Genomic DNA, 13,812 nt, shown 5'->3' with positions numbered 1-13,812 from the left:
TTCCATTCGATTAGCCAAGAACTACGAATTTCACGCCGACACTCAAACGCAATTTATAATTTTATTTACTTCATTCGCAGTATTTAATTTGGGTCTTTCACCAAGGTATAGGCATGTTGAGGCTGAGGATAGCCTTTAGAAAATAATTCCTGATTTCGGTCGACTTCACCTTGACGAATTTTGTCTAAATCCATGGTGATTTTATTTTCATTAATCACATGATAATAGAAATTCACGCCTTCTTTTCGATGAACCACCAGCTCGGTATGTGCTTCATTAACACTCCACGTATCCTTACGGTATTTCACATTAATGCCTGGCGTATTGGTTTTTTCAGCAAACACTTTACCAATTTGAATAATACTGCGGTGTACCGTGCCATCTGGCAATAAGTTAAGAATGAACTCCGCATCGCCTTCTGGGCATGGAATAAAACTGTCATCGCATTTTACTTTGGCATGAAAACGTCCAATAAAAATTTTGGCATGCTCAGGAACAGGAGCTGACTTTATGTCCTCGTCATTCGGCAATGTCGCCTGCCCTGCCACTTGGATTAATTTTTTTCCATGATCTTGCTTCGCTTGAACTTCCGATGCGACAGTTGATGCTGAACTTTCACCCTTTTCCGCTGCGGGTTGATGCGTTGGACTACAACCAATAAAAGAGAGGCTGAACACTCCTGCAAACACTGAAAGATATGCAAATTTCATCAAAAAAGGTGAAGCCGATGTTTTCATATAATGTGCCAAGACCAATCATTCATTGGTTTTTTCAGTTCTTGCTGACTTAATATTGTAATCAAAAAATCAACGCTGTATACATATATTTGCGATATATGTTAATCATATCTCATTGTTATCGTTGATATTTAATTAATACTCAAGCTATTTTAAAGGCAAACTAATCAAACCAATTCTTCAAATTACATAACTTTACTTAATTTTTTTTCTGCACCCTTTAAATCGCAAAGCTTGTCACCATTTCTATAATATGAATTTGGAAATATTCAAATTTATTCTTTTTTGAAGGAGACCTGAATGGCCAATGTTGGTTTATATCGCTCAAACCGCTCTAACATAATTGCTGGTGTGATGGGGGGTATTGCTGAACGTTTTGGTTGGAACGCAAATTTACTGCGTATTATTTTTATCTTTGTATCATGCTTAAGCGCAGCCTTTCCCGGTATTTTGGTGTACTTGGTTTTATGGTTAGTCATGCCTAAAGCACAAGATAACTTTTTCCGTACCAATGGCTATTCAGACCCTATTCGTACTGTGAATGATGACAGACGTTAAAATCCTTTGACCCAGTTGGTCGCTACGGTTTCTCCCCCAAGATTCCGTAGCTTTTTTTTGCCTATATATTGGCAAAGCCATATTTAAGTCTGATGAATTTAAATCAAAGTTTAAGGCTTAAGATTTTGTTTGCTGATTTAGCTGTTGATATAAGGCGGCAATCATATCGGCACGGCTAATCATTCCCACCAACCGTTTTTGCTCAACGACTGGAATATAATTAAAAGATCTTTCCACAAAATAAGGCACTAAATCTTGAATGGGTTGATCCGGCTGCACGGTCACCACTTTGGGATTCATAATTTGATAAACGTGATTTTCCCAACTGGCTTTGGGGTCTGCGGCCCGTTTAAACCATTCCACCACATCATATAAAGCCAAATTTCCCACCAAGCGATCCAAATCACTCACCACAGGCAAACTCATCAAATTGACTTGTTTAAACTTTTCCAACGCTGACTGAATATCATCTTCTGCACGCAAGCTAATCACTTGCTGGCTCATGAGATCACGACAATGAAACTGGCTTAGACCACGACGACTAGCTAACTGCTGTGCTTCTAAAATGATTTTTTGTAGGTCGTATTCACTGATATCGAGTAACTGACTTTGCTGTTCTAAGACTTGCTGAATATCCGCAGGTTGAATCGACACTTTTTGTGTCGGTGTTGGATCTGTCGTCCGTGTATTAACTTGTGCTTTTTGTGGATACTGCTTACCTAGTAATCGGTTATAAATAATAGCAACCACCATCAGCAGTACCGAATTTAAAAGCACTGGATAGAAGAGAAAGGCGTAGCCTAAATCATGGACTGCCTCTCCGCCTAATACCGCGGTAATCGCTACTGCCCCACTCGGTGGATGCAATGAGTCCGTGGTCATCATTAAGATAATCGCTAATGCAACTGCGATACTAAAAGCTTCGGTTAAATTAGGAATATACATCGCACAAGTCACGCCAATCAAAGCCGCAAGACTATTACCGACCACCATATTCCACGGCTGTGCCAAAGGACTAGCAGGTACAGCAAAGAGCAGCACAGACGATGCGCCCATCGGGGCGATATACCATGCATTTAAGTCACCTAGCGCTAACCAACTAATCAGCGAAGAAATACTCAAGCCAAGCAAAGCACCTACCCCACATAGGATGCGATCTTTTAATGGTAAAACTTTAAAGTTGGGTTTAAGCGTATTAAGCCAAGCTGATTTTGCGTGAAACACGAGATACCTTGTTTGTTGTTTTGCGAGATGTGGCAATTATAAAGCCATGCAAGCAATAAGATGTATTCAACTTACATCTTTATCTTATAAATTTTACTTTTGATTCTTTTGAATGATGTATACGCCGCTTACTTGCGTAGTTTTATCCCAAGAAATGAGCCTAAAATTCTCATTATATATTACTGATAATTAAAATAAAAAATCTATCAGCGCTCACATCTGTACTCACTAAAACAAAGGAACATTTAGGCGGTCAGCTTATTCATCTTGATCAATTAAATCTTCACTGCCATAAATAATTTTCTGAGCTGTTTCATCATACACAATAGGAAACCATTCATAATAAGCCGAAGGGATTCGTTCAACTCGAATACGTCCAATCACATAATTATGCCCACCCAATAAATCAACTGTGAATCGAGCTGGACGAGCGATAACTAGCTGTGAATTATGATCAATGACGAGCTCAGTTTTTCCCTGTTCTACAGCGGTGGTAAACCGTCCGTGAATAGGTGAGTCAAAAGCCATTCCTCGTGTGACTTTTCGAGTCCCCTGCTGACCATTGACCTCAAGCAAAAGACCTTCGCTCATTTGATACTTTGAGCTGACCACTAACTGCTGTTTAATCACCTTCTTACATTCTGCGTTGCAAGAATTTGTAATAGTCGCAATTTTTGAAGCGTGAAGTGATGAATCTGAATACAAAGCTACAGGCGTCGTACTACAGGCAGATAGCACCATACTTATCACAATAAAAGACTTCTTAAACATTGTTATCGCTCATCATTCAATTTATTCATCCACTTTATGCCACAAGTAACTTCGTTTTTATTCTGTACAATAGGAAAATATAAAATTCTGCGCATCATTAAAACATCAAAGCTTGATTCAAGAATGATTAACCCTTTGCCACACACCCCCAAAATCCTTATAATTGAGCACAATTTTTATCTAATTTTAAGTGGATGACCATGAGTCGCGCCATATCGCATATTGATACCTTCCAAGGCTTAATTCTTGCCTTACAAAACTACTGGGCTGAACAAGGTTGTGTAGTGTTACAACCTTACGATATGGAAATGGGTGCAGGTACTTTCCACACTGCAACTTTCCTACGTGCTTTAGGCCCTGAAACTTGGAACGCGGCTTATGTTCAGCCTTCTCGTCGTCCTAAAGATGGCCGTTATGGTGAGAACCCAAACCGCCTACAACACTACTACCAATTCCAAGTCGTGTTGAAGCCAAACCCAGACAACATCCAACAGTTGTACTTAGATTCATTAAAAGCCATTGGTATTGATACCCTTGTTCACGACATTCGTTTCGTGGAAGACAACTGGGAATCTCCAACACTTGGCGCATGGGGCTTAGGTTGGGAAGTTTGGTTAAACGGTATGGAAGTGACTCAGTTCACTTACTTCCAACAAGTCGGTGGTGTTGAATGCTACCCTGTAACTGGCGAAATCACTTACGGTCTTGAACGTCTTGCGATGTACTTGCAAGGTGTAGACTCAGTTTACGACTTGGTTTGGACCAAAGGTCAATTCGGTACAGTAACTTACGGTGACGTGTTCCACCAAAATGAAGTTGAACAATCAACTTATAACTTCGAATATGCCAACGTTGAAAAAATGTTTGAATTATTCGACTTCTATGAAGCTGAAGCGACTCGTTTAATGGAAGCTGAACTTCCACTGCCTGCCTATGAACAAGTAATTAAAGCATCGCATAGCTTTAACTTGCTTGATGCACGTGGCGCAATTTCAGTAACTGAACGTCAACGTTATATTTTACGTGTACGTACATTGGCTCGTGCGATTGCCCAAAGTTATGTCGCTGCGCGTGCGAAGCTTGGCTTCCCGATGGCAGAACCTGCTTTACGTGACGAAGTATTAGCTCAGTTAAAAGCACAAGTTGAAGCTGAAGCAAAAGTAGAATCTAAGGAGAGCAAATAATGTCTAAACATACAGTATTGTTCGAATTAGGCTGCGAAGAACTTCCACCAAAAAGTTTAAAAAAATTACGTGACGCGCTACATGCAGAAACGGTAAAAGGCTTAAAAGACGCAGGTCTAGCATTCGATTCAATCGAAGCATATGCAGCACCACGCCGCCTTGCACTTAAAATTGTGAATGTCGATGCTGCGCAAGCCGACACTCAAAAACGTTTCGACGGCCCTGCTAAACAAGCAGCGTTTGATGCCGAAGGCAAACCAACTAAAGCGCTTGAAGGCTTTATGCGCGGTCAAGGCATTACGGTTGATCAAGTTTCAACTTTCCAAGCAGGTAAAGTTGAAAAAGTGTGCTACTTAAAAGATGTAAAAGGTCAAAGCCTTGATGTTTTACTTCCACAAATTTTACAAGCCGCTTTAGACAACTTGCCAATTGCAAAACGCATGCGTTCTGCTGCAAGCCGTACTGAGTTTGTACGTCCTGTAAAATGGGTTGTGTTGTTGAAAGACAGTGATGTAATTGAAGCAACCATTCAGGATCACCAAGCAGGCAACGTGACTTATGGTCACCGTTTCCATGCGCCTGAAGCAATTACACTTGCAAATGCCGATGCTTATCTTGATGCCCTTCGTACTGCAAAAGTGATTGCAAACTTTGAAGAGCGCCAAGCCATCATCGACCAACAAGTCAAAACTTTGGCTGATGAAGTAAATGCCATTGCGATTGTCCCTGCGGACTTACGTGACGAAGTAACAGCATTGGTTGAATGGCCAGTTGCGCTTCGTGCAAGCTTTGAAGAACGCTTCCTTGCTGTTCCTCAAGAAGCACTCATCACGACGATGCAGGACAACCAAAAATATTTCTGCTTAGTGAATAGCGACAATAAACTTCAACCTTACTTCATTACAGTGTCAAATATTGAGTCGAAAGATCCGACTCAAATTATTGAAGGTAATGAAAAAGTTGTACGTCCGCGTTTGTCAGATGCTGAATTCTTCTTTTTACAAGATCAAAAGCAACCGCTTGCATCTCGTAAAGAGAAACTTGCAAACATGGTCTTCCAAGCAGAACTTGGTACACTATGGAACAAGTCTGAACGTATTGCGACTTTGGCTGTTGCACTTTCTGCAATCACTGGGGCAAACCCAGCAGATGCTGAAAAAGCTGCCCTCCTTGCAAAATGCGACTTAACGTCTGAACTTGTGGGTGAATTCCCTGAGCTTCAAGGTATTGCGGGTACTTACTACGCACGTATTGAAGGCGAAAATGATGAAGTTGCTGAATCTTTAGGTGAACAATACTTACCTAAATTTGCTGGTGACGTTTTACCAAAAACCAAAACAGGTACTACGCTTGCGCTTGCTGACCGTTTAGATACATTGACAGGTATTTTTGGTATTGGTCAGGCGCCTACAGGTTCTAAAGACCCGTTTGCATTACGCCGTTCTGCGATTGGTATTTTGCGTCTTGTGACTGAAAATGATTTAGATGTTTCGATTGAAGATCTAATCAAACTTGCACTTGCTGCTTATGGCGATGTGATTAAAGATCACGATAAAACTTTAGCGGATGCTGTTGCATTCCTTGAAGGTCGTTACCGTGCGAAATACGAAGACCAAGGCGTGGCTGTAGATGTGATTCAAGCTGTTCAAGCACTTTCTCCAAAATCGCCACTTGATTTTGATAAACGTGTAAATGCGGTAAATCATTTCCGTGACTTACCTGAAGCTGCTGCGCTTGCTGCTGCAAACAAACGTGTTGCAAACATTCTTGCAAAAGAAGCTGCTCCTGAAGGAAATGTCGTTGAAGCAAACTTAGTTGAAGATGCTGAAAAAGCATTGTTCGCTGAACTTGCGAAAATCACACCTGTGGTTGAGCCGTTATTTGCTGCGAAAGATTACACTGCTGCGTTGTCTGCACTTGCTGCACTTCGTGCGCCTGTTGATGCGTTCTTTGACGGTGTGATGGTGATGGCAGATGATGCTGACCTAAAAGCAAACCGTTTACGTATGCTTGCACAACTTCGTGACTTGTTTACGAAAGTGGCTGATATTTCAGTGTTACAGCACTAAGTTTAAGCATTAATTAAAAACTCGCTTTAAAGCGGGTTTTTTTATGCCGTTTGAAATCTAGGTAAAATCCTGTTAGAAATAGCGGGATTTTTTGATAAGAACAATATATGAAAAGTATTACAGTCAATCATCCTTACCGCCCAGATCTCTATCTTTTTATCTTACATACAGTATTGATGGCATGCAGCTTTTACCTTTGGAAGGTTTATCCATACATTCCAAACAAGCCAGATATGGGTGCTTTATTCTTTTTGATTATTTCTGTTTTGGGTGGATTTATTGGAATCGTCATCCTTGCGGTGACTTTGCCAAGATTAGACCGCACTGTGCGTTACTTAACGCTTTCAAAATTTGTTTTAAGTTTGGTGTATTGGTTGTCGAGCACAACCATTTTCGTTTTATTGGGCAGTACTAAATTTATATTCAATAATCCCCTCGTGCTATTTGTCTTCGTTTTTCTATTTTTTAGCAGCCTGTATTTTTCAGTAATTCGTGTTGCAGATATGCGTAAGAAAGATTGGCTCATTATCGGTGGAGTATTGGGTGGCCTTGTGTTGTTGTTCTTTTTGCCAAAACTTTAATCGCTAAATAAACCAGCTAAGGCTTCATGGGTTATTTAGAATAACGTCCTGATAATTCAATGAGACGGTTTGAAATACGAGATCAATCACCAAGCTAAATCACTTCTTAATACATCAATGTGAAAAAGATCTGCTGTTGCACTCAATATCTCGTTTTAAATAAAGTTGAATAAGACTTGAGCAAATAAATCTCGGCATGCTAAAAATAACTCAACCTGAATAAAATGAAATACCTATGATGAATAAAAAATTACTTAGCTTTGGATTATTGATCCTATCTATTTCTTCTGCAAATGCTGGAACGGAAATGACTCATTCTCAAATCATCATTTCTTCACCTGATACCGTTGCAAGTTATGATTGCGCAGGACGCTCAGTGAATATTCCTGCTCCAGATAGCCGTATTACTCTAAAAGGCAGTTGCCCGATGATTACTATTGCAGGTCCAAATACAACGGTCTATGTAGAATCAGTCAATAAAATCAATATTTATGGACCAAATTCGAAAGTGTATTATCAAAAAAGCACCCATCCATCACGCCAAGTCAGCATCAATGCCGTTGGTCCAGGAAGTGCAGCCTATAAACGTTAAATATTAAGTGAATGAAGTTGAATTTGGGCTTAAGACTTAAATCTATAGCCAATAATTCACCAATTCCCTATACTCAATCCAACAACACTCAACAAGAATGAAACTTATGAAATTGAAAGCATTCCTTTTGACTGGTCTTGCGGGTCTAACACTTTCTGCATGTACATCTGCACCAACGATTCCACAACTTGAAACTGGTGTATTACAAGAAGTTCAAAACATTGATGTCTACCCAGATACCACGGATAACAAAGCAAAACTGACTAAATTTGTAGATAAATGCGTGATTGAATTTACAGGCAATTTAGAAGAAGCAAAATCGGTTGAACAATGGTCATTTAAAGGCTTAACCCTAATTTCAGGTGGTACAGCAACCTTTGCTAAAGATGGTACAAGTTCAGCGCACAATTTTGATTTAAATGCGGCGGATGTACAAAAGAATTTCCTTGCATTACGCGGTCATTTTGCAAAAGATGCGCTTACACAATGTGAATAAATAATAAAAACCATATCTCCAAAATGGAGGTATGGTTTCATTTTTCCTTGAATCTTGAACCATAATCCGTTCAAACCCATTATTTTTTATGATGAAGATCGTAACTAGAACCACACCGCAGCAACGCGCAAAACACATATAAGCCACTGTATTTTCATAAAATTACAATACTGCATTAACTTAACCAAGTTTCCACACTTCAAACTTCCGCGTATCTGAGCTGTTATCGCATTGTGTGACTTATCGCACAAAACCACTATTTGCTTTTTTTTACTCTTAAGATGTCCTCTGCTCCAAAAGCGCAAATGCTGAGTGCAACAGCGGCGTTCAATAAAAGAGGACAATTGCAAAGATGAAACCTTTATTTAAAACAACACTGATCACCGCAGCATTATTCGCAACCACTCCACTATTTGCGAACACCGCAGTAGAAGCCAATGCGAAAGTTGAAACACATCAACCGTCTGTACTGCAAAATCTAAAACAAGACATTAATCAGTCTGCTCATACAGCGGGTGACAAAATTGAAAAAGGTGTCGATAAGACCAAAACATTCACCCAAGAAAAATGGCAAGACACCAAAGAATTCAGTGCTGACAAAAAGCAAAATGCAAAAAATAAATGGGCTGAGCTAAAACAGTCTAAAGATGAAAAGTCGGATGCAGCGAAAGCCAAGATCGATGCTAAGGCTGAGCAAAACAAAGCCAAGCTTGATGAGCGCAAAGCACAGCTCGATGAAAAAGCTGCAAAAGACAAAGCAAAACTTGATGAACGTAAAAGCAATGTCGACAACAAAGTTGATCAAACCAAGAGCTATTTAGGTGAAAAAGCTCAGGAAGGTCGCCAATTTGCCAGTGAAAAATGGCAACAAACCAAAGCGAATTTCCAAAAAGGTCAAGAAGCCAATGTGAGTGGCAGTAGCAATGTACAGTTGCAAACGCCTGTCGCACAAGCTGAAGTCCATAGCTCACATGAAGCCAGCTTAGGTGCTCACAAATAAGTAAACTGGCTTTCATACCCTCTCCTCCAGAGAGTAGGCTCACCCTTCGGTGGGCCTTTTTTACCTTATGCAAAATACAAACGTGTACAAAGCTGTCATTTGCTGTATTGATTTTGCTAAGGCAAGTTTTTTTCGCTGCAATTTTTCCTATAATGCGTTAAAACCATTCATCAGATAGAAAATCTATAAAACTCAGAGGTGAAGCTGTGAAGATTTCATTAAAAGCAACGTTATGCCTAAGCTTAATATTCACGACACCCATGCTTTGGGCACAAGAAAACACGGCAGCGCAAAGTACTGAGCAACAAGCGAAAAAACCTGTGAGCCCTTATGGCGATAATCCAAATTTATTGCATGTGTGGGCCTATAAAGCCCAAGAAGGCGTGGTCGGTGCTGCTAAAAATATTGGTGAAATGACTGAACGTGGAATTTCTAAAATTAAGCCTTCGGTCAACCAAGCTTGGGACAATACGAAAACTGCTACTCAAAATACAGTACAACAGGTTGATCAGGGCGCACAGCAAGCCACCCAAAACGTCAATGAAAAATTGAAGCAAACCCGTGAAAATATCACAGGCAAAACCAGCCAACCTGCGCCCATTAGCCAACAGTCGTTGAGTGAACCGTCTTCAGGCAATACAATCAATACGGCTCCGAGCAACAATGCGGGGCAAAATAACAATCAATATCCACAAAGTAGCTATCCATCGAGTTCAACGTCTACGACCTATCCAGTGACTGATTTATAATTTAGCACCACATTTAAAAGCTCAACTTTGGTTGGGCTTTTTTAAAACCAAAATTGAATGCTTTTGGTCTTTGGCCTATGCCTATAAAAACAATGAATTAATGAGAAAAAAATGCGAATTTTATTTGGTATCTTACTTGGTATTCTGCTCTGTGTTGGCTCTGTGATTGGCTTACAACGTTTTCCACAATTGTTGAAAAGTTATCCACAGTTGCAGACTATTTTCCCCCAATTGTACGATTCATACCAATATAACCATGATGCCGAAGGTAAATTATTACAAACCTTAGAAATGCTAGATGACGAAGAATACAAATCGACTGAAGGCAATGAAGCAACACTGTATCAACTCGATGGTCAATGCAAAATTAATCTTTATGTTTTTGGTGAATCCAATCAATCCCTAACAAGTTTCTATTTTCACAATGATCAGATTTTACGTGCCTATGAGACAAATTTGATCTACCCAAATGGTGGCTTTAATCCTGTACCCAATACCAAAGAGCCTTTTAAACTCGAAAAAAGTTATTTACGAATCATGATGCCAAACAGTATCAAGACTGAACTTGAATTTGAGCAAATCAAAAATCATTTCAATGCTAAATTTTTGAAAAAATGCTGAAATTTAACTATTAAATTAAACATTAATGCATTAAGCAGTAGGCTTGAGATATCGCCTACGTACAAACGATGCTGTACAGATTTGAATAAGCATCAACAGGCAAAATGGATAGTCAACCCAGACTGATAAATGCTCAATATGAGCAACCTCTCCAAAGACAGAAAAATAGACCTGCCCCACAATAATAGGCACCACAACAAGCCATAGACCCCAATACCAATAGCGATTTAAAAAATCAATAAGCGCCAAGACGAAATGCGCAATAAAAAATACCGAAACTAGCGCTACTTGTAAGGTCGGCATGAATTTATGAACTTCAAAATCAGGATTCTGGAATAAATGATTTTCACTGATATTTAGTACATAACTGTACCATGCCCAAGTAATGCATGCGGTAAAGAGAATCAGCATGCAAAATATTCTTAAACTTTTTTTATTGGCAAGATCGACTTGCATAGACATCCCTATTTATATGGAGCATTGTTCAAAAATAATGTTCCTTAAACTCGATTTTAATTGACCTGTCGAATGACCATTCCCGCTTTAAAGGCTTCTACATTTTCCACCAATTGCTGCACAATGCGTTGTCGCGCATCGACGCTTCCCCATGCACTATGTGGGGTAATAATTAAATTTGGAATACTTGGGTCGAGCAGCACATTACCCTGCTTGGGTGGCTCAACCGTCAAGACATCGGTTGCTGCGCCTGCGATCGTCCCTAATTTTAATGCCTCGGCTAATGCCGATTCATTAACCACACCACCTCGTGCACAATTGATCACAAAGGCCGATGCTTTCATTTGAGCCAAGCTTTCATGATTGAGTAAATCACGGGTTTCCTCTGTTAAAGGACAATGCAAACTCAGAAAATCGACCTGCGCTAGCATCTCAGAAAATGCCACACGCTCAGCTGCCATAGGTCGATTCGGTAGCGCACCAATCATAATTTTCATGCCAAAAGCTTTAGCCAAATGTGCCACGGCTTGCCCCAATTCGCCATAGCCGACAATCCCCAAAGTCTTACCAGCCAGCTCAATAATTGGAAAATCCAGTAAGCAGAACTGATCCGCTTTTTGCCAATTTCCCTGTTGAACCGCCCGATCATACTGTCGAAATGATGTCGCCAAGTTCAACATTAACATCAAGGTATGCTGTGCAACCGCAGCGGTGCCATAAGCTTGGCAATTACACACCACGATGCCTTGTTGCTGTGCGTGTACAAGGTCAACGTTATTGGTGCCAGTGGCAGAAATTAAGATCAGTTTTAATTGCGGATTGAGCTGCATGTGCTCAGCATTGATGTGTACTTTATTGCTGATAATCACATCAGCCCCTTGTATGCGCTGGGCAACCTCTGAAGCCGTTGTTGCGGGATAGAGTGTCAATTCATCAAACTGTGCGTCTAGTCCGCTAAAATCTAAGTCCTGTTTATCTAGAGACTGATAATCTAGAAATACCGCTTTCATGGCTGCTTCCCTTCTGGTCGATTATAAAGATTCGATTGTGGATGATTAAAACCTGTGATGCACCAAAGTGCAATCGAACAGCATATAAAAAAACCCGCTATTTCGCGGGTTTATCGAGATGATGTTGCAGTGAATTTCGAATTTTGAGTATGACATAAATGGTCAGTATCGTAAGTAACAACATACTGCTGCTAAAAATCAGTATGCTTGAACTAACCCCCTGTGCATAGGCTGAACTCATGGTCAGCACTAAGATGAATAATACAGCAAGCATCTGTGTTGAATGCATACTGATACCCCTCATATTCCTTATGATGTTTTGGGCAGTATGGTTGTTTTTTATACTACCTTTCTCTCATCATAATCTCTTCCTACAAATTAGCAAGCTTTGGATTTTCAACTAAATGTCGAGCTTAAATCTGTTCGGGCTGCACCACGAACTGGCAAGACGCATCGGGGTTTTCGACAAAGAAGACTTGACCAAATTCATCGCTACTCAAACGCAGTTCTTTATAGTTGAGCGTGTAATAGCCCACATATTTCTGCATTAAAATCGGATGCATACCTGTCGCCAATTCATCTTGAGCTAAGACCAGTTTCATTACCTGACGGTCATTCATCACCACCATGTAACGCTCATCTTGGACTTGTACGTATACCAGGCCTGTGCCCTTCGGCTGCAAAGGGATCAAAAACTTGTGATTCAGCGCAATCACACCGGCTGCATAGCTTTCAATTTTTTGGCTAATCACATTAAACACTAAACCATGTTCAAACTGGTCGAGTAACAGGTTACGATTATCCTGTGGCACAAAAGTTGTGATCCCCAACTTTTGCAGATCTTGCTCACTGACTTGTTTGTTATTAAACAATACCCGTAATAAGGTCTGCTTTTGTTTGGCATCAAAAAATTGTGGATCAAGCTGAAACGAATTGCTTTTTAAAATTTCACCCAAGGCATCACGATGGCGTGTCAGTAAATTTTCAATGACTTTTCGATAGTAGAATTTACTGTTTTTCTTAACCCGACGCATTTTTTGATAAAAATACGGCGCATCAAAAGGATGTCTCAAGAAATCATTTAACAGTTCTGAACTCGCCAACACTGCAATGGCATCATGCCCTGTAAACGGCAGATGTAACACATGCACATGCGGAATTAAGGCCTGTAGTTTTTCAAAGTGTGCGCGATCTTCTGGACAATAAGGATCATACACCACGATATATTCACGTGTAGTCGATACGTCTTCAGCAAGCACCCGCATATTGGCATGCAGATTGGGTTGAAAGAACATGCCATAGCGTGTATCGACAATATCGTCTGGGTCGATGGAGTACTGCGGCACCATACTGACCACACGCTGAAAACCAAATAAATTGGCATACTTAATGGCAGCATAGCCGCCCATGGAACCACCATAGGCAATTCGCAGCTCAAATTGATCAAGGATCGGCTTGATGGCTTGATACATCGGCTGCATTGACGATGCTGGAAACCACGATTTTTGTTTCGGCATCACACCGATCACATTAAAATCATATTTTTGCAAAGACTTCTCTGCATTGATGCTCAAGCCCTTGGCACGGGTAATCAAATCACCGAAGGAAAAAATAAGCTCACTAGAACTGCCAGGCTGAAAAATGACACGAATTTGATCATCTTCAAAAATGATGTGCTTTTCCATTGTACTTTGCTCCAGTCCTTGTTGCGTCACGCTTTTCCTTCCTTGTTGCATTCAAAGTTTATCTTGTTCCGAATATGCT

At 40.3% G+C, this 13,812-nt stretch carries 16 protein-coding genes; 9 read left to right on the top strand and 7 right to left on the bottom strand.

Annotated features, from left to right (window positions below; all coding sequences use genetic code 11):
• Positions 1-83: 83 nt before the first annotated feature.
• The gene (locus FTU36_RS01495; protein ID WP_180116675.1) at positions 84-737 is read right to left on the bottom strand and encodes a hypothetical protein; all 654 of its coding nucleotides are present in this window, start codon (positions 735-737) and stop codon (positions 84-86) included.
• 300 nt (positions 738-1,037) lie between these two features.
• Here FTU36_RS01495 and FTU36_RS01490 point away from each other — a divergent pair, with 300 nt between their 5' ends.
• Positions 1,038-1,295 (top strand): PspC domain-containing protein, encoded by a 258-nt coding sequence (locus FTU36_RS01490; RefSeq protein ID WP_180116674.1) that lies wholly within the window; start codon positions 1,038-1,040, stop codon positions 1,293-1,295.
• 117 nt (positions 1,296-1,412) lie between these two features.
• Here the strand turns inward: FTU36_RS01490 and FTU36_RS01485 are convergent, their stop codons facing one another.
• Both FTU36_RS01485 and FTU36_RS01480 read right to left on the bottom strand, forming a co-directional pair.
• Entirely contained in the window at positions 1,413-2,519 is a 1,107-nt protein-coding gene (locus FTU36_RS01485) for an HPP family protein (protein ID WP_180048808.1), read from the bottom strand.
• A gap of 258 nt (positions 2,520-2,777) precedes the next feature.
• Positions 2,778-3,290, bottom strand: a complete 513-nt coding sequence (locus FTU36_RS01480) for a hypothetical protein (protein WP_180089023.1) — start codon at positions 3,288-3,290, stop codon at positions 2,778-2,780.
• 200 nt (positions 3,291-3,490) lie between these two features.
• On the opposite strand from FTU36_RS01480, the gene glyQ reads away from it, so the two are divergent.
• The 8 genes from glyQ (at position 3,491) to FTU36_RS01440 (ending at position 10,582) form a co-directional block, all read left to right on the top strand.
• Positions 3,491-4,474 carry a glycine--tRNA ligase subunit alpha gene (glyQ, locus tag FTU36_RS01475; protein WP_078192785.1) on the top strand — a complete coding sequence of 328 codons (984 nt, stop codon included), beginning with the start codon at positions 3,491-3,493 and terminating at the stop codon, positions 4,472-4,474.
• Positions 4,474-6,543 carry a glycine--tRNA ligase subunit beta gene (gene glyS / locus FTU36_RS01470; protein ID WP_180116673.1) on the top strand — a complete coding sequence of 690 codons (2,070 nt, stop codon included), beginning with the start codon at positions 4,474-4,476 and terminating at the stop codon, positions 6,541-6,543. Before glyQ ends, glyS begins: the two co-directional genes overlap by 1 nt.
• Positions 6,544-6,650: 107 nt before the next feature.
• Positions 6,651-7,124 carry a hypothetical protein gene (locus FTU36_RS01465; protein WP_180007118.1) on the top strand — a complete coding sequence of 158 codons (474 nt, stop codon included), beginning with the start codon at positions 6,651-6,653 and terminating at the stop codon, positions 7,122-7,124.
• Positions 7,125-7,431: 307 nt separating this feature from the next.
• The gene (locus FTU36_RS01460) at positions 7,432-7,716 is read left to right on the top strand and encodes a DUF3060 domain-containing protein (protein WP_180116672.1); all 285 of its coding nucleotides are present in this window, start codon (positions 7,432-7,434) and stop codon (positions 7,714-7,716) included.
• A 106-nt stretch (positions 7,717-7,822) separates the two neighbouring features.
• On the top strand, positions 7,823-8,212 hold the full coding sequence (locus FTU36_RS01455) for a hypothetical protein (protein ID WP_078189759.1): 390 nt from the start codon (positions 7,823-7,825) through the stop codon (positions 8,210-8,212).
• Between the two features lie 352 nt (positions 8,213-8,564).
• On the top strand, positions 8,565-9,212 hold the full coding sequence (locus FTU36_RS01450; RefSeq protein WP_180116671.1) for a hypothetical protein: 648 nt from the start codon (positions 8,565-8,567) through the stop codon (positions 9,210-9,212).
• A 260-nt stretch (positions 9,213-9,472) separates the two neighbouring features.
• Positions 9,473-9,961, top strand: a complete 489-nt coding sequence (locus FTU36_RS01445) for a hypothetical protein (RefSeq protein ID WP_180116720.1) — start codon at positions 9,473-9,475, stop codon at positions 9,959-9,961.
• Between the two features lie 111 nt (positions 9,962-10,072).
• Complete coding sequence (locus FTU36_RS01440) at positions 10,073-10,582, top strand: hypothetical protein (RefSeq protein ID WP_180041819.1); 510 nt, start codon at positions 10,073-10,075, stop codon at positions 10,580-10,582.
• Between the two features lie 30 nt (positions 10,583-10,612).
• Here the strand turns inward: FTU36_RS01440 and FTU36_RS01435 are convergent, their stop codons facing one another.
• From FTU36_RS01435 to FTU36_RS01420, 4 genes are all read right to left on the bottom strand, one after another.
• Positions 10,613-11,038, bottom strand: a complete 426-nt coding sequence (locus tag FTU36_RS01435; protein ID WP_180116670.1) for a hypothetical protein — start codon at positions 11,036-11,038, stop codon at positions 10,613-10,615.
• A 56-nt stretch (positions 11,039-11,094) separates the two neighbouring features.
• Positions 11,095-12,048, bottom strand: a complete 954-nt coding sequence (locus FTU36_RS01430) for a 2-hydroxyacid dehydrogenase (RefSeq protein WP_180116669.1) — start codon at positions 12,046-12,048, stop codon at positions 11,095-11,097.
• 97 nt (positions 12,049-12,145) lie between these two features.
• Positions 12,146-12,337 carry a hypothetical protein gene (locus tag FTU36_RS01425; RefSeq protein ID WP_180002912.1) on the bottom strand — a complete coding sequence of 64 codons (192 nt, stop codon included), beginning with the start codon at positions 12,335-12,337 and terminating at the stop codon, positions 12,146-12,148.
• Between the two features lie 124 nt (positions 12,338-12,461).
• Complete coding sequence (locus FTU36_RS01420) at positions 12,462-13,733, bottom strand: alpha/beta fold hydrolase (RefSeq protein WP_180116719.1); 1,272 nt, start codon at positions 13,731-13,733, stop codon at positions 12,462-12,464.
• Positions 13,734-13,812: the final 79 nt, after the last annotated feature.

Origin of the sequence: Acinetobacter sp. YH12096, from assembly GCF_013419215.1 — a bacterium.
GTDB lineage: Bacteria > Pseudomonadota > Gammaproteobacteria > Pseudomonadales > Moraxellaceae > Acinetobacter > Acinetobacter amyesii.
This window is presented reverse-complemented; position numbering and strand designations above follow the sequence as displayed.